The 19,695-nt window shown below is 46.8% G+C and carries 18 protein-coding genes; 12 read left to right on the top strand and 6 right to left on the bottom strand.

The features are described from left to right. Positions 1-52: 52 nt before the first annotated feature. Together ahpF and ahpC are read right to left on the bottom strand one after the other, a co-directional pair. Positions 53-1,615, bottom strand: coding sequence for an alkyl hydroperoxide reductase subunit F (gene ahpF, locus ACU52_RS07320; RefSeq protein WP_053398310.1), 1,563 nt, complete (start codon positions 1,613-1,615; stop codon positions 53-55). A gap of 105 nt (positions 1,616-1,720) precedes the next feature. Then, positions 1,721-2,287 (bottom strand): alkyl hydroperoxide reductase subunit C, encoded by a 567-nt coding sequence (gene ahpC, locus ACU52_RS07315; RefSeq protein WP_021854734.1) that lies wholly within the window; start codon positions 2,285-2,287, stop codon positions 1,721-1,723. A 340-nt stretch (positions 2,288-2,627) separates the two neighbouring features. Between ahpC and ACU52_RS07310 the strand changes: the two genes are divergently transcribed. The 3 genes from ACU52_RS07310 to ACU52_RS07300 all read left to right on the top strand — a co-directional run bounded on the left by ACU52_RS07310 (position 2,628) and on the right by ACU52_RS07300 (position 7,267). Beyond that, positions 2,628-3,554 (top strand): hydrogen peroxide-inducible genes activator, encoded by a 927-nt coding sequence (locus ACU52_RS07310; protein ID WP_053398315.1) that lies wholly within the window; start codon positions 2,628-2,630, stop codon positions 3,552-3,554. Between the two features lie 332 nt (positions 3,555-3,886). Then, positions 3,887-6,133, top strand: a complete 2,247-nt coding sequence (locus ACU52_RS07305) for an inorganic phosphate transporter (RefSeq protein ID WP_053398309.1) — start codon at positions 3,887-3,889, stop codon at positions 6,131-6,133. Between the two features lie 390 nt (positions 6,134-6,523). Further along, the gene (locus tag ACU52_RS07300; RefSeq protein ID WP_162207755.1) at positions 6,524-7,267 is read left to right on the top strand and encodes a head GIN domain-containing protein; all 744 of its coding nucleotides are present in this window, start codon (positions 6,524-6,526) and stop codon (positions 7,265-7,267) included. A gap of 231 nt (positions 7,268-7,498) precedes the next feature. Here the strand turns inward: ACU52_RS07300 and uraH are convergent, their stop codons facing one another. Beyond that, on the bottom strand, positions 7,499-7,915 hold the full coding sequence (uraH, locus tag ACU52_RS07295; RefSeq protein WP_053398307.1) for a hydroxyisourate hydrolase: 417 nt from the start codon (positions 7,913-7,915) through the stop codon (positions 7,499-7,501). Between the two features lie 1,110 nt (positions 7,916-9,025). Here uraH and ACU52_RS07290 point away from each other — a divergent pair. From ACU52_RS07290 to ACU52_RS07265, 6 genes are all read left to right on the top strand, one after another. Continuing rightward, positions 9,026-9,754 carry a sugar phosphate nucleotidyltransferase gene (locus tag ACU52_RS07290; protein ID WP_053398306.1) on the top strand — a complete coding sequence of 243 codons (729 nt, stop codon included), beginning with the start codon at positions 9,026-9,028 and terminating at the stop codon, positions 9,752-9,754. Further along, on the top strand, positions 9,751-10,548 hold the full coding sequence (locus ACU52_RS07285; protein WP_053398305.1) for an ATP-grasp domain-containing protein: 798 nt from the start codon (positions 9,751-9,753) through the stop codon (positions 10,546-10,548). The genes ACU52_RS07290 and ACU52_RS07285 overlap by 4 nt, the downstream gene beginning before the upstream one ends. Before the next feature lie 25 nt (positions 10,549-10,573). Next, entirely contained in the window at positions 10,574-11,509 is a 936-nt protein-coding gene (locus tag ACU52_RS07280) for a CDP-alcohol phosphatidyltransferase family protein (protein ID WP_053398304.1), read from the top strand. After that, positions 11,506-12,204 carry an HAD family hydrolase gene (locus ACU52_RS07275; protein WP_021854724.1) on the top strand — a complete coding sequence of 233 codons (699 nt, stop codon included), beginning with the start codon at positions 11,506-11,508 and terminating at the stop codon, positions 12,202-12,204. Before ACU52_RS07280 ends, ACU52_RS07275 begins: the two co-directional genes overlap by 4 nt. A gap of 68 nt (positions 12,205-12,272) precedes the next feature. Next, on the top strand, positions 12,273-14,831 hold the full coding sequence (locus ACU52_RS07270; RefSeq protein WP_053398303.1) for a DUF5686 family protein: 2,559 nt from the start codon (positions 12,273-12,275) through the stop codon (positions 14,829-14,831). A gap of 49 nt (positions 14,832-14,880) precedes the next feature. Continuing rightward, positions 14,881-15,366 carry a PaaI family thioesterase gene (locus ACU52_RS07265; RefSeq protein ID WP_053398302.1) on the top strand — a complete coding sequence of 162 codons (486 nt, stop codon included), beginning with the start codon at positions 14,881-14,883 and terminating at the stop codon, positions 15,364-15,366. Between the two features lie 198 nt (positions 15,367-15,564). Here ACU52_RS07265 and ACU52_RS07260 read toward each other — a convergent pair whose 3' ends face one another. Beyond that, entirely contained in the window at positions 15,565-15,753 is a 189-nt protein-coding gene (locus ACU52_RS07260) for a hypothetical protein (protein WP_053398301.1), read from the bottom strand. A gap of 39 nt (positions 15,754-15,792) precedes the next feature. Here ACU52_RS07260 and ACU52_RS07255 point away from each other — a divergent pair, with 39 nt between their 5' ends. Next, positions 15,793-16,809: a LacI family DNA-binding transcriptional regulator gene (locus tag ACU52_RS07255; RefSeq protein ID WP_021854720.1), complete on the top strand. Its 1,017-nt coding sequence runs from the start codon at positions 15,793-15,795 to the stop codon at positions 16,807-16,809. Positions 16,810-16,909: 100 nt separating this feature from the next. Here ACU52_RS07255 and ACU52_RS07250 read toward each other — a convergent pair whose 3' ends face one another. After that, positions 16,910-17,200, bottom strand: a complete 291-nt coding sequence (locus ACU52_RS07250; RefSeq protein WP_021854719.1) for a DciA family protein — start codon at positions 17,198-17,200, stop codon at positions 16,910-16,912. Then, positions 17,193-18,308, bottom strand: a complete 1,116-nt coding sequence (gene recF, locus ACU52_RS07245; protein WP_053398300.1) for a DNA replication/repair protein RecF — start codon at positions 18,306-18,308, stop codon at positions 17,193-17,195. Before recF ends, ACU52_RS07250 begins: the two co-directional genes overlap by 8 nt. Before the next feature lie 210 nt (positions 18,309-18,518). Between recF and ACU52_RS07240 the strand changes: the two genes are divergently transcribed. Both ACU52_RS07240 and ribH read left to right on the top strand, forming a co-directional pair. Next, positions 18,519-19,214: a tetratricopeptide repeat protein gene (locus ACU52_RS07240; RefSeq protein ID WP_021854717.1), complete on the top strand. Its 696-nt coding sequence runs from the start codon at positions 18,519-18,521 to the stop codon at positions 19,212-19,214. Then, positions 19,214-19,690, top strand: a complete 477-nt coding sequence (gene ribH / locus ACU52_RS07235) for a 6,7-dimethyl-8-ribityllumazine synthase (RefSeq protein ID WP_021854716.1) — start codon at positions 19,214-19,216, stop codon at positions 19,688-19,690. Before ACU52_RS07240 ends, ribH begins: the two co-directional genes overlap by 1 nt. Positions 19,691-19,695 lie beyond the last annotated feature (5 nt).

The following is a 19,695-nucleotide window of genomic DNA, read 5'->3' as shown; positions in this document are numbered from 1 at the left end:
ATAAAATGAAAATATGTGATTATTACCTATTGAACTAAACCGCACTCAGGCATCATATCAGTCCTCTCACCCTATCGTCGAAAGCAGAAAGGGCAGCCTTGGCACCCTCGCCCATCGCAATTATAATCTGCTTGTAAGGCACGTCGGTAACGTCGCCGGCAGCATACACGCCTGCTATAGAGGTTCTGCAATAAGCATCTGTCTTTATCTCCTTCCGCGGCGTAAGTTCCAGCTGACCTTCAAACGACTTGCTGTTTGCTGCCAGTCCTATCTGCACAAATATGCCGTCGAGCTCCACGGTCTTCACCTCTTCGGTCTTGCGGTCTTTCACCTCAATGGCCGTCACCTTCTTGCCGTCGCCAATCACTCTCATTGTCTGCATCGACGTGAATATCTCAACATTGTCAAGGCTCCTGGCCTTATCCTGAAGCACAGTGTCGGCACGCAACTCATCTGCAAACTCAAGTACGGTTACCTTTGAACATATTCCGGCAAGGTCTATGGCTGCCTCTATGCCCGAATTGCCTCCGCCGATGACTGCCACATGCCGGCCTTTATAGAACGGACCGTCGCAATGAGGACAGAAAGCCACTCCGCGGCCGATATAGTCGGCCTCACCTTCTACGCCCAGTCTGCGCCAGCTTGCACCTGTTGCTATTATCACTGCCGGCGAAACAAAGCTCTCGCCTCCTGCCGCATGGATATACTTCTGCTTACCGCCCAGTTCGGCTTTCACCACCGTTCTGTTTTCAAACACGTCAATGGCATAATGTCCGAGATGGCTCATCAGGTCGGATGCCAGCTTGTCGCCCGTGGTGTGAGGCACCGAGATAAGGTTCTCTATCCCGACAGTGTCTTTAACCTGACCGCCGACACGCTCGCCTACAACGGCTACACGGAGTCCCTTGCGAGCCGAATAGATTGCGGCAGACGCACCGGCTGGTCCTCCGCCAACAACTACAACGTCATAGCTTCGCTCAACAGGCTCGAAGCTGTCGGCAGTCTGAGCAGTGCCGAATTTTTCTTCAAGTTTAGACAGCAATGCCGACAAGTCGCCGCGGCCTACATGGATAAGCTCGTCGCCGGCATAAACAGACGGTACGCCCTGTATGCCGAGACGCTCAACCTCGTCCTGCCACAGTGCCCCGTCGATAACTTCATGACTCACCGACGGATTGAGCAGTGCCACAACATTCAGCGCCTGAACCACGTCAGGACAGTTGGTACATGTAAGCGAGACATAAGTGCGCAGCTTTATATCACCACCGATGGCTCTGATGCGGCGCGCAACAATATCGTCGGGCATGTTCTTTCCCTGTCCGTCGGCATTGAGAACTGCAAGCAGCAGCGATGAGAACTCATGTCCGCCGGGGATGCCACGGAACACGATGCCTGTGTCGGCGCCGTCTTTATATAATGTAAACTCAAGTCTGAGACTATCCTCTACGGTCAGTTCAAGCTTCAGCTTGTCTGAACATGAGCAGAAATCCTTCAAGAAGTCGCCAAACTCCTCTGCCTTTGTATGCGCAGCGCCACAAACGGCCTTAATTCCTATTTCAGACTTCAGTCCGCCAAAAAGCGATTTAACCTGATCTAATATACCTTTATCCAACATACCCGTTCTGTTTTTTCTATAAATTAAAAAATGCTGTCCGTAAAAGTCAAGAAAGGCCGGATTCGTTGACATGTCATATCAGAAAATCCGGCCGAACAATAAAGACTAAATCTTACCAACCAAGTCTATGCTGGGTTTCAGTGTTTCGCTGCCAGCCTTCCATTTAGCCGGACAAACCTCGCCGTCGTGTGTTGCCACAAACTGTGCAGCCTCAACCTTGCGCAAGAGCTCGTCGGCATTACGGCCTATGCTGTTATCTTGTATCTCTGCAATCTTTATAAGTCCTTCCGGGTTCACGAGGAATGTTCCGCGATAAGCCACGCCTTCATCTTCTTTCATCACACCGAATCCGCGGCAGAGCACGCCTGTGGGGTCGGCAAGCATTGCATATTCAATCTTCTTTATGCTGTCAGAAGCATCGTGCCATGCCTTGTGGACAAAATGTGTATCAGTGCTGACAGAGAACACCTCCACGCCCATCTGCTTCAGCTGTTCATACTTGCCTGCGAGGTCAACGAGCTCGGTAGGACAAACAAAAGTGAAGTCGGCAGGATAGAAGAAGAATAAAGCCCACTTGCCTTTCAAATCCTCGTTGCTAACTGTCTTGAAACTTCCATTCTGAAAAGCCTGTACCTTGAACTCAGGCATCTGTGCATTGATAATTGGTTCCATATTTCTATAAGTTTTTTAAATTGTTATTATTAAATTTCAGCTCTATGTCGTTTTGACAATGCAAAGATAGCTTGCGACACAAAACAAAGCAAACAGATTTTTTCTATTGCATGATAGAAAAAACCTATAACGGCCCCATAAGGCACATACAGACATGGAGCTACACCTGCCTGAAACAGGGCAAAACATGCTGCTGCAGGGACTAAGCCGCATGCGGCAGCGGAACATACAAAACGGCATACCCACAAATGATGACAACACAAAAATATTCTGTTCAAAAATTTATCTTTTCAGAATTTATGTGTATGTTTGCGACCTGAAGACAAAAAGCAACAGCAACATGACACTACAACAAATGGAATATATCGTGGCCGTCTACAGACTGCGCCACTTTGCCAAGGCAGCCGAATACTGCAAAGTAACGCAACCCACACTTAGCTCCATGATACAAAAGCTTGAAGACGAGCTGGGCATAAAGATATTCGACCGCACGGCACAGCCCGTTACTCCTACCGAAATAGGACAGAGAGTAATAGAGCAGTCGTGGAAGGTGCTGATACGCGCAAGAAAGATAAAAGACATTGTTGCTGAGGCCAAGCAGGCTCTTGGCGGAACATTCAGGATAGGCATACTGCCCACCATAGCGCCTTATCTGCTGCCGCGCTTCTTTCCTCAGCTTACATCGCAGCATCCAGAGATGGAGCTAAAGGTCATAGAGATGAAGACCGAAGAAATAAAAAGAGCCCTCGCAAGGGCCGAAATAGATGCGGCCATATTGGTAAGGCTGGACAACATGGAACATTTTGCATCTACCACACTTTTCTACGAGCAGTTCATTGCATACGTGTCGCGCGAGGACAGGCTGTTTGAGAAAAAGAGCATACGCACGGCCGACCTTAACAACGAATTTATATGGCTGCTTGACGAGGGACACTGCTTCCGCGACCAGCTGGTAAAATTCTGCGACCTTAAGGAGGCACGCACAAGCAAGACAACATATAGCCTGGGGAGCATAGAGACATTCATGCGCATGGTTGAGAACGGCAAGGGCATAACTTTCATACCCGAACTTGCCCTGCCGCAGCTTTCCGACAGGCAGCGAGAACTGATACGCCCCTTCGCCATCCCCATACCGACAAGAGAGATTATCATGATGACGACAAAGAGCTTCGTAAGGCATGCCGTGCTCAACATGCTCATAGATACAATAAAAAGCAGCGTGCCCGAAAACATGCTGAAACTGAACAACACCGAGCAGAGGGTGTAATACTACGTCTGCAACATCGGCGCATAAGGGCCGGCATGGTCAAGCGGTCTGACTCATAACGCAAAAAGACTCACCCATGCCGGCCCTTATGCCGTTATCACAGGCACAGTGCTATTCGGAACTCTTATCACCTTAACCTGCAAAAAATCAATATAACACAACGCTGCCGCCACAAAACACAAAGGTATACCTTATTATATAATACGACCAAAAAAGTGCGCAATGTCATAATTGTAACATAAATGAAACATCTGTTTAAAACCGCTGTAACACGTATTTTCTACTTTTGCAGCGTGAAATAAAACGGAATCACTCATAACAAATTACAGTTTATGACAGAAATTTATTTTTTAATTGTCGCATTTCTGCTTTTGCTTGCAGTCTTCGACCTGTTTGTTGGCGTCAGCAACGACGCGGTTAACTTTTTAAACTCGGCCATTGGCGCCAAGGTAGCCAAATACCGTACGGTGCTGATAGTTGCCTCCGTCGGTGTACTTATCGGAGCCGTGATGAGCGCCGGAATGATGGACGTGGCACGCCATGGCATAATGAGGCCGGAGAACTACACCTTTCAGGAAGTAATGACGATATTCCTGGCCGTAATGGTTACTGACGTCATCATACTCGACGTGTTCAACACTCTCGGTATGCCTACGTCAACCACAGTATCGCTTGTGTTCGAGCTTCTCGGAGGTACATTCATCCTGGCTATGCTGAAGATGCATGCCGATCCGTCACTCACCATCTACGACCTGCTTAACAGCGACAAGGCGCTGAGCGTAATCATTGCCATATTCGTGTCGGTGGCCATCGCCTTCTTCTTCGGAATTATCGTGCAATGGATTTCACGACTGATCTTTACATTCAACTACAAGAAACACCTGCGCTACACAATAGCCATATTCGGCGGTATAGCGTTCACCACACTTACATACTTCATCCTTATCAAGGGTATCGGCAAGTCGCCGTATATCGCTGAGACAGCGCGTACATGGATTGAGGAGAACACATCAATGCTGATGATTATCACACTGATAGCCTCAACAATACTCATGGAGATAATCCATCTTCTGCGCATCAACGTGTTCAAGCTGATTGTGCTTCTCGGCACATTCGCCCTTGCCATGGCTTTCGCAGGCAACGACCTTGTAAACTTCATCGGTGTGCCTCTTGCCGGTCTCGACTCTCTTAACGACTTCCTTGCCAACGGTCACGGCAACTACGACTCATTCATGATGGACTCACTCATGACATCAGCCAAGAGTCCCCTGCTCTATCTGCTTATTGCCGGAATCATAATGATCATAGCAATGGCCACATCAAAGAAGGCACAGAACGTGGTTAAGACCAGCGTTGACCTGAGCCGTCAGGATGAGGGCGACGAAATGTTCGGATCATCACGCGTGGCACGCAGTATGGTAAGAGCCACACAGGACATCGGCGAAACCGTATCAAAGATAATACCTGCCAAAGCCATCAAATGGATTGACAGCAGATTCAACAAAGAAGAAGTGATACTTGCTCAGGGCGCAGCATTCGACGAGGTGCGTGCAGCTGTCAACCTGGTGCTTGCGGCATTGCTCATCGTAGTTGGTACAAACTATAAATTGCCTCTTTCAACAACATACGTTACATTCATGGTTGCCATGGGTAGCTCACTTGCCGACCGCGCATGGAGCCGCGAGAGCGCCGTGTTCCGTGTAACAGGTGTAATATCAGTAATCGGCGGATGGTTCGTAACAGCCGGCGTTGCCTTTGCAGTCTGCGCAATAGTATGTGCCCTGATGCACTTCGGCGGATTCATCGTAATGATTGCCTTCATGTGCCTCGACATCTACCTGCTCTGGAGAAGCAACCGCAACTATGCAAAGAAAGTGAAGGAGGAGAAGAAAGACGACGTGTTCCAGCTGATGATGCGCACAAAGGACAAAGAGATTGTATGGGATCTGCTGTCAAAGCATGTTGCCCGCACACAGAGCTTCGTAACAAGATTTGCCCTCGAGCAGTACAACCGCATAGTTGAAGGCATCAGCAACGAGAGCCTGCGCGAACTGCGCCACTGCGGAAGCGCACTGAAAGAGGAGCAGTCGCAGCTGAAGAAATTCCGCCGCAAGGAACTTCTTGCAATGAGACGCATACCGGGAGACATAGCTATCGAGCGCAACACATGGTTCCATCTGGGAGCCAACAGCAACCAGCAGTTTATCTACTGTCTGAAACGTATGCTCGACCCGATAAAGGAGCACGTTGACAACAACTTCAACCCGCTGCCTAAGGTTTATCTCAACGAGCTTGAAAGCGTGCGCCGCAAGATAAGCGAACTGATGAACCACACAGAGCAGATGATTTCGACCAACAGATACGACCTGTATCAGGAGACTCTCGCCATAGCAGAGGAACTTAAGGAAGAGCTGTCTGCAATGCGCAAGAATGTGATAGACCACATGTATCAGGACAACAGCACAAACCTGAAAGTGTCGCTGCTCTATCTTAATATTCTGCAGGAGAGCCAGGAGTTTGTCAGCATCATGCGCCATCAGCTGCGCGCCGCAAGAAAGTTTCTTGAGGAAAGACAATAATAATATTCTCAGATAATCAAAACTGTTTAAACTGGGGTTGGCAACGGCCGTAAGGCCTGAGCCAACCTTTTTCGTTTTTATCCTGACCAGCCGTTGTCATCCTGCCGTATCTTTACGCTGCATCAGGCAGGCAAGCACCTGCTTTCTTTAACGGCATAACTGCCTATGCAAATAAAAGCAGACTGCAAGACAACCAAGGAAATTAAAAGACTGACAACAGCATCAATATGCAGAGTGAGCAGAACAACATACTGACCGACGTCCGACGGGATTCATAGTCAGACTTGCCTGAATATTTATTAATCTTGAAAAAAAGTCTGATAGCGTGCAACTTTTTCTGCTCCTGTTACGTCTTTATGATATAAAGAACAAAATAAAAATATGAAGAATATGAATATCAGACTACTTTTATTGCCGTTGATGGCCATTGCGCTACAGGCATGCAAGACGGAGAATGCCGTAAAAAACAGTGAAAATTATGTAGAGAGAAACATAAACGTGAACGACTTTACCGACATCAGCATTGAAGGAAGCAACAACGTCTACTTCATACAAGGGAACAAAACTTCCGTAAAAGTATCAGGAAATGAGGAAGACATAAAACGGATGAAGATATACAGCAAGGACAACACGCTGCACATCAAGGAAGAGTCGAAAAGCATATCACTGATGTCACTGCTAAGAAATCCGCGCAAGGATGTCAACGTATATGTAACCTCGCCCAACATAAGAGGCGTGTCTGTTCTCGGCTCAGGCAACTTCAGCGCCAAAGAGGGCATCGACACCGATAGGCTGAAACTTAAGATAACCGGAAGCGGAGACATTTCTATCAACAGCATAATATGCAACGAATCGTCAATAGGCGTCGTGGGCAGCGGAAGCATTGAAATAAACAGTCTCACTACGGCACAAAGCAACATGGGCATTCCTGGCTCAGGCTCGATAAGCATCAGCAACGCAACTATTAAAAACGTTACCGGCAGCATAACCGGATCGGGCTCAATAGAGCTTAACAATGCCAACATCGGCTATGCAAAAAGCAAAATAACAGGTTCGGGCTCTATCGACATCCAAGGCAAGGTGGATAAACATGATGAGAGCGTAACCGGATCAGGGAGCGTAAATGTGAGATAAGCACCGAGCGGATGTGTGCTTGAATACTGAAGAATTATTATTTACCAAAATGTTTTCTGCCGGATGTGTTACTCCCTTAATCGTCGGAACATCTTGTCTGAAACAAGACCCGGACGACGTAGACACACCGGCAGAAAACATTAATCAGCAATATGCGGCAATCAGATCTGCACATAATGCCATAAGACAAGCAGCAGACAGACCTGCATGAAGACGCAGATTGCTCCGGGTTCAGCTGCCCCGATAAGTAGAATATCCGTAAGGCGAAAGCGTTATCGGCACGTGGTAATGACTATCGTCCTTTATCTCGAACACCACGTCGATAAATGGATAGAAAGTGTCCTGTGCCTGCGACTCGAAATACGGGGCAACGTAATATGTAAGTTTATACACGCCACGGTTGTCTGCACCTGTCCTTTTCTCAAGAAAATCCTTAACGCGTCCGTTCCCGTCGGTAGTCCTTTCCTCCATGACGCTCCAGTTATTTTCACCTGACAGCTTAGACAACACAATCTTTACGCCCTGCGCAGGGCGACCGGTGTTAATGTCAAGTATATGACTCGACAACTGATAAACCTTGTCTTGAGCCATGACCGAAGATAAAGACATCATGAGCGCAATGACCGTAAGAATAACATTTTTTCTCATTACCTTAAAATTTTAGAGGTTAATATCAAATAAAACAAACAATGTTTACTCGCAATGAGCCGAAACACCGAAAGGTTTTTAGCTTGCACCACATCTCTGTCTGCCAATAGACACGTGCCAACAATCGGCGTATGACATAACAGAAAGAGAAACGGGCACTACCGCCGACGGCAAAGATAGCGAAATATTTTATATACAGGCATCATGACCTAATATTTTTTCAACAACATTAGTTTTAACCTAAATCATAATGAAAGCATCTGCCGCCATATGCTTTCATTATGATTTTTGTCGACGTTGCACAACGAGGGTATTTGAAAATTAAAATCATTTATCCGAAAATAGCGCAGAAATAGTGTGCAGACGTAAAGCATATTAAATCAGCGTGTTAGTTCAAATTCTGGCAATCTGTGCAACAAATCATCACATAAAATCCATATAAAAGGCAGCAAAATGCACTGCAAACTCACTGCTTTTGAAGTCAGAAACGTGGCTTTTGGAACGATAAAAGGCATGCTTTTACAAAAAGAAACGTAACATTTGCCGCATTTTGTAAACATGCTTTACCAAAAGCACTGATATGAACGACAAAGCATTTCTATTTCACACAAAAACTCAGACATAATCCGTCTGACACTTTGCTATGATTATCCGGCAGACATATTGCAACATGATGTACGGCGAGCACAAGCACCTCATCAATCCATAACCATCCTTTATACTATAAGGTCACCACACACTCCATGCCGTGCATGACACAAATGATGAATATACTATCTGAAATGCAGGCTGATACAGCTGCGACCTGTGCTGCCACACCTATATAAATATATATAAACGAACGTCATTGCCGCCGCTTGACGACATTACAGAACGGCACAAACCACAATAACAGACCTGCCGACATATTAAATTTTATTAATGACACTGATATGCAGATAAAATAACAAGGATATTCAAACACATTAATTTTAGGCACATTCAGAGCGGAAATGCGGCTAAGATATTGTAATTATAACCTTTATGCAAAAACAAAAATACACTAAAAAGTTTTCTACTTTCACCAATAATGGCTAACTTTGCGCACTCATTGAGTAAAAAGATATCTTTATGAAATATGCCATTATTGCCGCCGGCGAAGGTTCACGGTTGGCAAAAGAGGGCGTAAATGCCCCCAAACCTCTGGTCAAAGTCAACGGCGTTTGCCTGATTGACCGGCTGATTAGCGTGTTCATGGATAACCACGCGGAACAAATAATCGTAATATGCAACAGCAACATGACTGCCGTCAGCCAGCATCTGGCAGAGCTGAAGGAGAAAGGTCTTAACGGAACAGCCGTGCCGCTTGAATATATAGTGAAGAGCACGCCGAGCTCGATGCACAGCTTCTACGAAATAAGCAAATATCTTGAAGACGGCCCGTTCTGCCTGACCACGGTAGACACTATATTCCACGAAAAAGAATTTGCACAATACATCAAAGAGTTCAACAAATGTGTTGAGAACGGAACAGCCGACGGAATGATGGGCGTAACCGACTTTATCGACGACGAAAAGCCGCTGTATGTAGGAGCAGACAGCGACATGAATATAACGGGATTCTTCGACGAGCAGAACGGCTGCAAGCTTATTTCCGGCGGAATCTACGGACTTACCCCCGGAGCAATAACCATCCTGCGGCAGTGTATAGAACGCGGAGACAGCCGCATGCGCAACTTTCAGCGCGCGCTCGTTGCAGCAGGATGCCGCCTGAAGGCAAGGCTCTTCAGCAAGGTGCTCGACATTGACCATGCCGGCGACATAGCCAAGGCTGAAAAGTTTTTGAACGGAGAGTCATGAAGAAGGTGATAGCTATATACCGTGCCGAAAAGTTCTCACCTAACTCCGTTGAAAAAGACAAGGCCATAATGGACGCCGTATGCTCAAGACTTCAGGCAAAAGGGCACGAAACAACAGCCGTAAAGGAGGAGCAACTGGGCGAATGCGGACACGCTGACATGATTCTTACCATGGGACGCCTCAGCTCTACGCTAAACTTTCTGGAGGAACAGCAGCGTCTAGGCACAACGGTTATCAACTCGCCCGAAGGCGTAAGGGCATGCGCAAGAGCCAACATAGACAGCGTGATGCGCAGCAACGGCATACCCGTGGCACCGCTCACCGGCAACAGCGGCTACTGGATTAAGCGCGGCGACGAAGCAGCACAGAGCAAAGACGACGTGGTGTTCGCAGCAGACGAGACAGAAAGAGACAACAAAATAGCCGTTTTTGCGGCAAGAGGCATAACGCAGATTGTGGTAACCGCACACGTCAAGGGCGACCTCGTGAAATTCTACGGCGTCAGAGACACCGACTTTTTCAGGACATATTATCCCGGCGACGACGGCGTGTCGAAATTCGGCGACGAACGTGTCAACGGCAAGCCTGCCCACTATGAGTTTGACACCGCACACCTTAAGGCCGACGCCGAGAAAGCAGCATCGCTGATAAACATCGACATATACGGAGGCGACTGCATTGTGCGCGAGGACGGCTCGTATGCAATAATAGACTTTAACGACTGGCCCAGCTTTTCAAGATGCCGCGAAGAGGCAGCCGAGGCCATGGCAGAGATAATCTGCAAAAAGATGTAACGTTATAAAAAACAGAAAGAAACTTATGAGCAATTTTAAAGAGATGCTTAACGCATCACTGAAATCACAAGATACGGAAGAGTGGCTCGACGTTCACTTCACGCGCCCCATCGGACTAATGTTCGCCCTGATGTGGAAGAAGCTAGGCGTCCACCCTAACACGATAACAATATTGTCAATATTCTTGGGCGTCGGTGCCGGATGGATGTTCTCATACACAGACATAATGCACAACATTGCAGGCATCGTGCTGCTTATGTTTGCCAACTTCTGCGACTCAACCGACGGACAGCTTGCACGCCTTACAGGACAGAAGACGCTTCTTGGCCGAGTGCTCGACGGCTTCTCAGGAGACGTGTGGTTCTTTGCGATATATGCAGCCCTTTCATACCGCATGATGGGACAGACCATCCCCGGACTTGACATACAATGGGGCCTGTGGATATGGGTCATTGCCTTCATAGCCGGAGTGATGTGCCATTCGCCTCAGAGCTCGCTTTCCGACTATTACCGTCAGATACACCTGTTCTTCCTTAAAGGCAAGGAAGGCAGCGAACTCGACACTTACGAAAGTCAGATAAAGATATACAAGTCGCTGCCCAAGCGCGGAGCCTTGTTCGAGCATCTGTTCTACTACAACTACGCCAACTACTGCAAGAGTCAGGAGAAACGTTCGCCTGCTTTCCTGAAAATGATAAAGGTGATGAAAGAAAAATACGGCAGCGCATCGCAGGTGCCGGCCGACATCAGAGAGGAGTTTCTTGAGGGAAGCCGTCCGCTGATGAAGTACACCAACATCCTGACTTTCAACACGCGTGCGATATGCATCTACGTTACATGTCTGCTCGGCTGCCCGTGGGTGTACATGCTCATAGAGATAACGCTGATGAACATTCTGTATATCTACATGCACAAGAAGCATGAATCACTATGCAAGAAAATAACAAAAAAGATTCAATGACAAAAGGATATATCTTCGACTACGGCGGCACGCTCGACACAGCCGGCCGCCACTGGGGCAAGGTGCTATGGCATGCCTACAGCCGCCACAACATACCTGTAACTGAAGAACAGTTTCGCGAGGCATACGTTCATGCAGAACGCACGTTAGGCTCACACCCCATAATTCAGCCTGAATACACTTTCCACAAAACGCTCGACACAAAACTGCGCATAGAGATGGAATATCTCATGGCAGAAGGCTACTGGAACGTGTCAGAGGATGAATATGTAAAAAGCCATAAGACCATACTCGAAGACCTTTATGAAGAGGTGAAGAGAGAGACGAGTCACAGCCGCGAGGTGCTGACCCGCATAAACGAGAATCATCCGATGGTGCTCGTGAGCAACTTCTACGGCAACATCAGCGTGGTGCTTAAGGAGTTCGGACTCGACAATCTGTTTCTTAATATTATAGAGTCGGCCGTCGTTGGCATACGCAAACCCGACCCGCGCATATTCACTCTCGGCGTAGAGGCATTGAAGCTAAATCCCGCCGACACAACCGTAGTAGGCGACAGCTTCTACAAGGACATAACACCTGCCAAGAAAGCCGGATGCAAGACTATATGGTTCAAAGGCGAAGGCTGGACCGACGAAAAATATGATGAGACCATACCTGACAAGATCATAACCGACCTGAGTCAGATTCTTTAATGCAAAGGACACCGGACCCTTCATACGCTAAAAACAACAACGGTTCAAAATAAACAGAAAATCATATAATGAAAAATATTCTGATATTACTTCTTTTAATACTGGCACAGGCAGCAGGCGCACAGACAATAACAGGTGTTGTTGTTGAAGAATCCACCGGCGACACCATTCCGTTTCCCAGCGTGCAATATAAAAAAGAGAAGATTGCAACGTCGGGAAATGCCTACGGACGCTTCTCTATAAAGCGTCTTAACGGTGAGAAACTTACGTTCAGCGCCGTTGGATATCAGGAACTCACCATTCTGATAGGCCCGAACACGCCTTCAGAAATGAAAATCACGCTCAAGACTGACACCAAGCAGCTGAAAGGCGTAACGGTGAAGACGAAGCGAAGCAAATACAGCCGTAAGAACAATCCGGCAGTAGAGCTGATGAAGCGTGTCATTGCGGCTAAGAAACGCACCGACCTTGCCAACCACGACTATTATCAGTTTAACAAATATCAGAAAATAACGTTCGCCATAAACGACATTAAGCCTACCGAGCTTGAGAACGAAAAACTGAAAAAGAAAAAATGGCTGATTAACCAGATTGAGACCTGTCCGTACAACAATAAGCTCATTCTGCCGTTGTCTGTCGACGAGACAGTTACAAGAAACATATACAGAAAAGACCCTAAGACCGAAAAGTCGATAATAATGGGACAAAGTTCGTCGGGTGTCAACGACCTGATTGAAACAGGAGACATCCTGAACAACGTGCTAAAAGACGTATTCACAGACGTAGACCTGTATGACGACCAGATCCGTCTGCTGCAATATCCGTTTACCAGCCCTATCGGCAAGGACGCCATATCATTTTACCGTTTCTACATTGTCGACACCGTATACGTTGACAGAGACAAGTGTTTCCATCTGCAGTTCCTGCCCAACAACCAGCAGGACTTCGGATTCAGGGGCGAAATATGGATTCTGGCCGACTCAACGCTGCACGTAAAACGATGCAACCTGACGCTTCCAAAGAAAAGCGACGTCAACTTTGTCGACAATCTTCAGATTATACAGGAATACACCCGCCTGCCCGAAGGTGACTGGGCTTTGACAACCGACGACATGTTCGTTGAAATGTCGATAGCCAAGTTCCTAACCAAAGCCATAGTCATACGAACAACACGAATGAGCGACTATGCCTTTGACGAACTGCCCGACAAGCTGTTTAAAGGCAAGACGAAAGTACTGCATGAGTCTAATGCCATGATGCGCGACGAAGCTTTCTGGGACAAATACCGAAGCGTGGAGCTGACAAAAAGTGAAAGTTCGATGGATGCATTCATCAACAACCTGAGTCAGCAGAAAGCCTTCAAGTATATCATCTTTGGTGTAAGGGCATTCATAGAGAACTTTGTCGAGACAGGAAGTCAGAATCATCCGAGCAAGGTTGACATAGGACCTATCAACACGATGATAAGTTCTAACTTCATTGACGGAGTGCGCACTCGTATCAGCGCACAGACAACGGCTAACCTCAACCCGCACTGGTTCCTGTCAGGATATTATGCACGCGGATGGGACAGTCGCAAGAACTATTACAAGGGCGAGCTGACATACTCGTTTAACAAGAAGGAATATCTTCCGCGAGAGTTCCCTAAACGCACGCTGACATTCACTTCTACTTACGACGTATGTTCACCTTCAGACAAATTCATGCACACCGACAAGGATAACGTGTTCACGGCTCTGAAATGGACTAAGGTTGAAAAAATGATGTTCTACAACCGCCAGCAACTCTCGTTCGAACGTGAAGAGGAATGGGGATTCAGAACGACCATAAGCCTGAAGGCAGAAGAGAACGAAGCCTGCGGCGACCTTTTCTTCAAGCCTTTGTCTATGGTCGGCATGGAAGACGCCATGATCGGACAGGGAAAATTCAGGACAACCGAGGCACGCATTGAACTGAGATATGCTCCGGGTGAGACATTCATAAATACGAAGCAGCGCCGTCTGCCCGTAAACCTCGACGCACCAGTATTCACACTGTCGCACACCACAGGTATAAAAGGTTTCCTCGGAGGCGACTACGACTACAACTTCACCGAAGCAAGCATATACAAGCGCCTGTGGCTGAACAGCTGGGGAAAGATTGACATCCTGGCAAAAGGCGGCATACAATGGAACAAGGTGCCGTTCCCGCTGCTCATAATGCCGGCCGCCAACCTGTCGTATATCATCAGTGACGAAACTTTCAACCTGATAAACAACATGGAGTTCCTTAACGACAGATACGCAAGCCTTGACATATCGTGGGACTTGAACGGAAAGATATTCAACCGCATACCGCTCCTCAAAAAACTAAAGTGGCGCGAGTGGCTTGGCATAAAATGCCTTTGGGGCACACTTACCGACAAGAACAACCCTACCCTGGCAGCAAACGCAGGCGACGGTATGTTAATGGAATTCCCGGAAGGTTCATACATAATGGACAGCAAGCGTCCGTATATTGAGCTAATTGCCGGAATCCACAATATATTCAAGATTATACATATTCAGTATGTACACCGTCTGAACTACAACCATCTGCCTACGGCGACCAAGAACGGCGTAAGGCTTATGATGCGACTTACGTTCTAAGACATGGTGACACAGAAATCAGATAACAACCATAAATAATTTATTGCCTATGAGAAAGATTAAAAATCCATGGATGGATAAGGAAGGATACAACTGTTTTGGATGCAGCCCCGACAATCCAATAGGTGTACATATGGAGTTTTTTGAAGACGGCGACGACATAATAAGCTTCTGGAAACCGCAGACCCACTATCAGGGATGGATAGACACCATGCACGGAGGCATATTGTGCACGCTCATTGACGAAATAGCCGGATGGGTGATTTTCAGAAAACTGCAGACAAGCGGAATGACCACTCATCTCGAAATAAGATACAAGAAGCCGGTAATGACAACAGAACCGCAAATCACGCTGAGGGCGCACATAGCCGAACAAAGACGCAACCTGGTAACTATTGAGGTTACGCTCGAAAACTCAAAAGGCGAGATATGCACGGAAGGTAAAGCCACATACTTTGCATTCAACAAAGAAAAAGCAAAAGAAATGGGATTCACTTCATGTGAACTTGAAGGCGAAGAGCTTCTGCCCATGTAATCTCCTTATCTGCAACAAAGGTATAAATTAAATTGTCTCGACATAGCCCGAACCCTTAAGCTAACTACAGAACGGCTTAAGGGTTTGTGCTTTTTCACACATTCTGCCCCAAATGGGAGAAACAATATACTCACCATCTGACCGGACATCAGGAAACTGTCATACCCACAACCGGTGCCGCAAGCGCAAATCCCGGTATCAATCTGCACGCTTCAATAGTGCTCCTGAAAACAATATTTCACCGCTGTCAGCAACATCATTACATCTACGCATAACCTTCAGTATGCCATAAATCCGGCAATGAGCCATTGCTATTTGAGCGATTTTTATTAAAGTTACGTAAACGTTTGCGTATTTTATTTTTTTGATTACATTTGCAATAATCATTTAACTATTCCTTCAACAATTCGACAAACACAGGTAGCAATGGCAGCACGCAGAACGTCTTTAAAAGAAATGGCTGAACAGTTGGGAGTCAGCATTGCGACAGTGTCGCGCGCATTAAGAAACAGCCACGAAGTAGGTGAGGAAATGAGAACTCGCGTACAAGAGCTTGCCAAGAAGCTCAACTACCGCCCTAACCCATTCGCACAAAGCCTGAGGCAACAGAAGCCCAAAGTAATAGGCGTTGTTGTGCCGAATCTGGTAACACATTATTATGCGGCCGTACTCGACGGAATAGAAGATTTTGCAACGAAGGCCGGATATGCCGTTGTGGCAGCCAACAGCCATGAAGACCATATTAGAGAAGAAAAAGCCATTGACAACTTTGTCAGCATGTACGTTGAAGGCATTATAGCATGTCTGGCGCAGGATACTGTAGACTATTCTCACTTCACTGAAATCAACAAGATGGGTATACCGCTGGTATTCTTTGCCCGCACTTGCCTTCCTGACATATTCTCATCTGTCGTGTCAAACGGAGATGAAGCCGCACTTCAGGCTACACGCCACCTTATCGACACCGGCAGCAAGCGCATCGCATTTATCGGCGGACCAACACATCTCGACATGGTCAAGCGCCGCAAACACGGCTACCTGGAGGCTCTGCGCGAAAGAAACATCACCATTGACCGCTCTATTGTCATCAACGGCAACATCGACTACGAAAGTGCGCGAAACGAAACTCTGAAATTGCTAAAACGCGAAGACAGGCCCGACGCTATCCTTGCCTTCAACGACATCATAACCTATGCTGCCTTTGACGCAATAAAGACCCTCGGACTGCACATCCCGAAAGACGTAGCCATCATAGGCTTTACCGAAGCAGAGTCGTCTGCCTTTGTAACACCAAAGCTTTCGGCTATAATGGACCAGGCGCATCTTACAGGCGAAAAAGCATGCGACTTGCTTCTGAGAAACATCCGCGGCGACAAAAAGATTTACAAAGAAATCGTACCGATGATTCTAAAAATACGCGAAAGTTCTAACAAGCAAGAATAGGTTTGCTGCAAAATGATGGCGCAATCTGATTGCTGCTATGTTTTTTTAAAAGCAATCAGCACATCGCTACACATGCCGAAATGCGGCATGCGAAAAAACATCAGAAGAACTTTATGTCAACAATGATATTGGCGCCCACCTCCATGTTCAGATTCTTCACAAGTCTGTCTCTCATCATCGTAAGATCAGCACGCAGCGCCGGATTAAGAATCTTGACGAACAACGTCTGGTTCTTGATAAACTTTTCTGCCGTATATCCGGCAATAACCTTACCTACAACCTTATCCCACGAGTCGATGAGACGCTTCTGCTGCAGTGGCGTTTCTAGTCCGTCCTGCCTCAAACATTTCTGCAGGATATCCGCCAGAGTCTGAACATCACGCTTAAACATAGGCAACCTCCTTTGGCATAATGTCGCCGTTATCAACATAAAAGAGCCTGTAATCAAGCGACGAACTGCTCAATATACGGTCAAGATGGTCGCGGTTGGTGTCTGTCAGGAAAATCTGTCCGAACTCGTCCCCCGCAACAATCTTCACTATCTGCTCCACTCTCTGTACATCCAGTTTGTCGAACACATCGTCAAGAAGCAGTATCGGAGTGGTCTTTGAGCCAGTGCGCTTAAGAAAATAAAACTGAGCCAGCTTCAGGGCTATGACAAAAGTCTTGTTTTGTCCCTGGCTGCCCTCACGCTTTATCGGATATCCGCCAATAAGCATTTCAAGGTCATCGCGGTGAACACCATGGAGAGAATAGCCCACGGCAAGGTCTTTCATGCGGTCGCGACGGATAACATCAAGCAACGGACCTCGCTGACAATGAGACACATAGCCCAAAGAAACCTCTTCCTTATCCTGAGAGATACGGCTGTAAAACGTCTGAAACAAAGGAGTCAGCTCGGCTATAAAGTCGTTTCTCTTGTTATAAATTGTCTCTCCGTAAAAAGCCATCTGTTCCTCAAGCAGCGACAACAATTCAATGTCAGGCCCTTCCTCTGTCTTAAGCAGCGTATTTCTCTGCTGCAGAGCCTTATTGTAACGGTTAAGTGCATCGATATAAGAATTGTCATACTGCGAAATAACCACATCCATAAGCCGGCGTCTCTCTTCGCTCCCACCCTCAATTATCACCGTGTCCGACGGCGAGACAAATATCAGAGGTATCATGCCTAGATGCATCGACAGTTTCTTATATTCTTTCTTATTACGCTTAAAATGCTTTTTTGAGCCGCGTTTCATGCCGCAAAACACAGAATCCTCATCGCCATAATCGTTTACATAAACAGCATCTAACACGAAGAAATCCTCACCGTGGCGTATCACGTTGGCGTCGCTCGTTGTGTAAGCGCTGCGGCAGAACGACATATAATATACAGCATCAAGCATGTTGGTCTTTCCCTCGCCGTTATGCCCTATGAAACAGTTCATCTTGGGCGACAAGTCGAGAGTGGCCTCCCTGATGTTCTTATAATTGACTATGGATATCTTCTTTAAAAACATATTTACCGACAAATTATCAACTTGAGGACAGCAATAAAAATCATATACCGGCAATAACACATTTACGATTGCCCAATGCTGCTTTTGTCATGCAAAGTTACTCGATTTATCAATGAAAAACAAAAAAGTATGTAATAAATTTCACAATACCAGATAATTTACGTAATTTTGCCACGCTTTATAAACCGCTAATTATAAAAATAAATATAAATGGCAAATCTTAATGAACAGAAGGGCACAATGAACGACGCCCTCAACCAGAAAGAGGCTGTTTTCTTGAGACATAAGAAAACAATCTCAATCGCCATCGTGGCGATTATCCTTGTTGTAGCAGGTATCATCTGCTATGAGACCTATGTTTCAGGCCCAAAAGAGCAGGAAGCAAGCACAGCACTGGCTAAAGGTCAGGAGTATTTCTCTAATCAGCAATACGACAAGGCGCTGAAGGGAGACGGAGCCGGATATGTCGGATTCGTAAACATCGCATCTGACTACAGCAGCACAGATGCAGGCAACCTGGCAAACCTCTATGCAGGACTCTGCTATGCAAACCTCGACAAATGGAACGACGCAGTAACATATCTCGACAAGTTCTCTCCTGCCGATGATCAGATGATAAGCCCCTCTGCCGTAGCTGCACTTGGCAATGCTTACGCACACGTTAAGCAGCTCGACAAGGCCGTTGAATATCTCAAGAAGGCTGCAAGCATGGCCGACAGCGAAGCTGCCGACAACACAAACAACAGCATTTCGCCTATATTCCTGCTCCAGGCCGGCGAGATTCTCGAGAGTCAGGGCAAGAAGAGCGAAGCTCTGCAGATTTATCAGGATATAAAGACAAAGTATCTTAACTCTGCCGTTTCGCAGGATATTGACAAATATATTGAAAGAGTTTCTGTAAAATAATGGCTACCGCACTGCACAATCTTTCTGACTACGACTACGGTAAAGTACCCGACGCAAGCAACATGTGTTTCGGCATCGTCGTTGCCGAATGGAATCCTGAAATAACAGGAGCACTGCTCGAAGGTGCCGTAAGGACACTAGAGAAACACGGAGCACTGCCTGAAAACATACACGTAAAGACAGTTCCCGGAAGCTTCGAACTTATCTACGGCGCACACCAGATGACGCTCAACGGCGGATATGACGCAATAATCATCCTCGGAAGCGTTATCAGAGGCGAGACTCCTCACTTCGACTACATCTGTCAGGGCGTAACCTACGGCATTGCACGTCTTAACGCCAAGAGCGAGATTCCGGTAATCTACGGACTGCTCACCACCAACGACCTGCAACAGGCTAAAGACCGCAGCGGAGGAAAGTTGGGCAACAAGGGTGACGAGTGTGCAATTGATGCCATAAAGATGGCAAAATTCTAATTTTA

This window comes from Xylanibacter rarus, assembly GCF_001275135.1.
Classification (GTDB): domain Bacteria; phylum Bacteroidota; class Bacteroidia; order Bacteroidales; family Bacteroidaceae; genus Prevotella; species Prevotella rara.
The sequence above is the reverse complement of the archived record's forward strand: the minus strand, read 5'-3'. Positions and strand labels throughout refer to the sequence as shown.

Bases quoted from the DNA above. Each gene is read 5' to 3' on its own strand.
- ahpF (WP_053398310.1), bottom strand. From the start codon at position 1,615: ATGTTGGATAAAGGTATATTAGATCAGGTTAAATCGCTTTTTGGCGGA.
- ACU52_RS07280 (WP_053398304.1), top strand. From the start codon at position 10,574: ATGAGCAATTTTAAAGAGATGCTTAACGCATCACTGAAATCACAAGAT.
- ACU52_RS07260 (WP_053398301.1), bottom strand. From the start codon at position 15,753: ATGATTATTGCAAATGTAATCAAAAAAATAAAATACGCAAACGTTTAC.
- ACU52_RS07310 (WP_053398315.1), top strand. From the start codon at position 2,628: ATGACACTACAACAAATGGAATATATCGTGGCCGTCTACAGACTGCGC.
- ACU52_RS07250 (WP_021854719.1), bottom strand. From the start codon at position 17,200: ATGTTTAAGCGTGATGTTCAGACTCTGGCGGATATCCTGCAGAAATGT.
- ACU52_RS07285 (WP_053398305.1), top strand. From the start codon at position 9,751: ATGAAGAAGGTGATAGCTATATACCGTGCCGAAAAGTTCTCACCTAAC.
- ACU52_RS07255 (WP_021854720.1), top strand. From the start codon at position 15,793: ATGGCAGCACGCAGAACGTCTTTAAAAGAAATGGCTGAACAGTTGGGA.
- ACU52_RS07240 (WP_021854717.1), top strand. From the start codon at position 18,519: ATGGCAAATCTTAATGAACAGAAGGGCACAATGAACGACGCCCTCAAC.
- ACU52_RS07270 (WP_053398303.1), top strand. From the start codon at position 12,273: ATGAAAAATATTCTGATATTACTTCTTTTAATACTGGCACAGGCAGCA.
- ACU52_RS07305 (WP_053398309.1), top strand. From the start codon at position 3,887: ATGACAGAAATTTATTTTTTAATTGTCGCATTTCTGCTTTTGCTTGCA.
- ribH (WP_021854716.1), top strand. From the start codon at position 19,214: ATGGCTACCGCACTGCACAATCTTTCTGACTACGACTACGGTAAAGTA.
- ACU52_RS07290 (WP_053398306.1), top strand. From the start codon at position 9,026: ATGAAATATGCCATTATTGCCGCCGGCGAAGGTTCACGGTTGGCAAAA.
- ACU52_RS07265 (WP_053398302.1), top strand. From the start codon at position 14,881: ATGAGAAAGATTAAAAATCCATGGATGGATAAGGAAGGATACAACTGT.
- ahpC (WP_021854734.1), bottom strand. From the start codon at position 2,287: ATGGAACCAATTATCAATGCACAGATGCCTGAGTTCAAGGTACAGGCT.
- recF (WP_053398300.1), bottom strand. From the start codon at position 18,308: ATGTTTTTAAAGAAGATATCCATAGTCAATTATAAGAACATCAGGGAG.
- uraH (WP_053398307.1), bottom strand. From the start codon at position 7,915: ATGAGAAAAAATGTTATTCTTACGGTCATTGCGCTCATGATGTCTTTA.
- ACU52_RS07275 (WP_021854724.1), top strand. From the start codon at position 11,506: ATGACAAAAGGATATATCTTCGACTACGGCGGCACGCTCGACACAGCC.
- ACU52_RS07300 (WP_162207755.1), top strand. From the start codon at position 6,524: ATGAATATCAGACTACTTTTATTGCCGTTGATGGCCATTGCGCTACAG.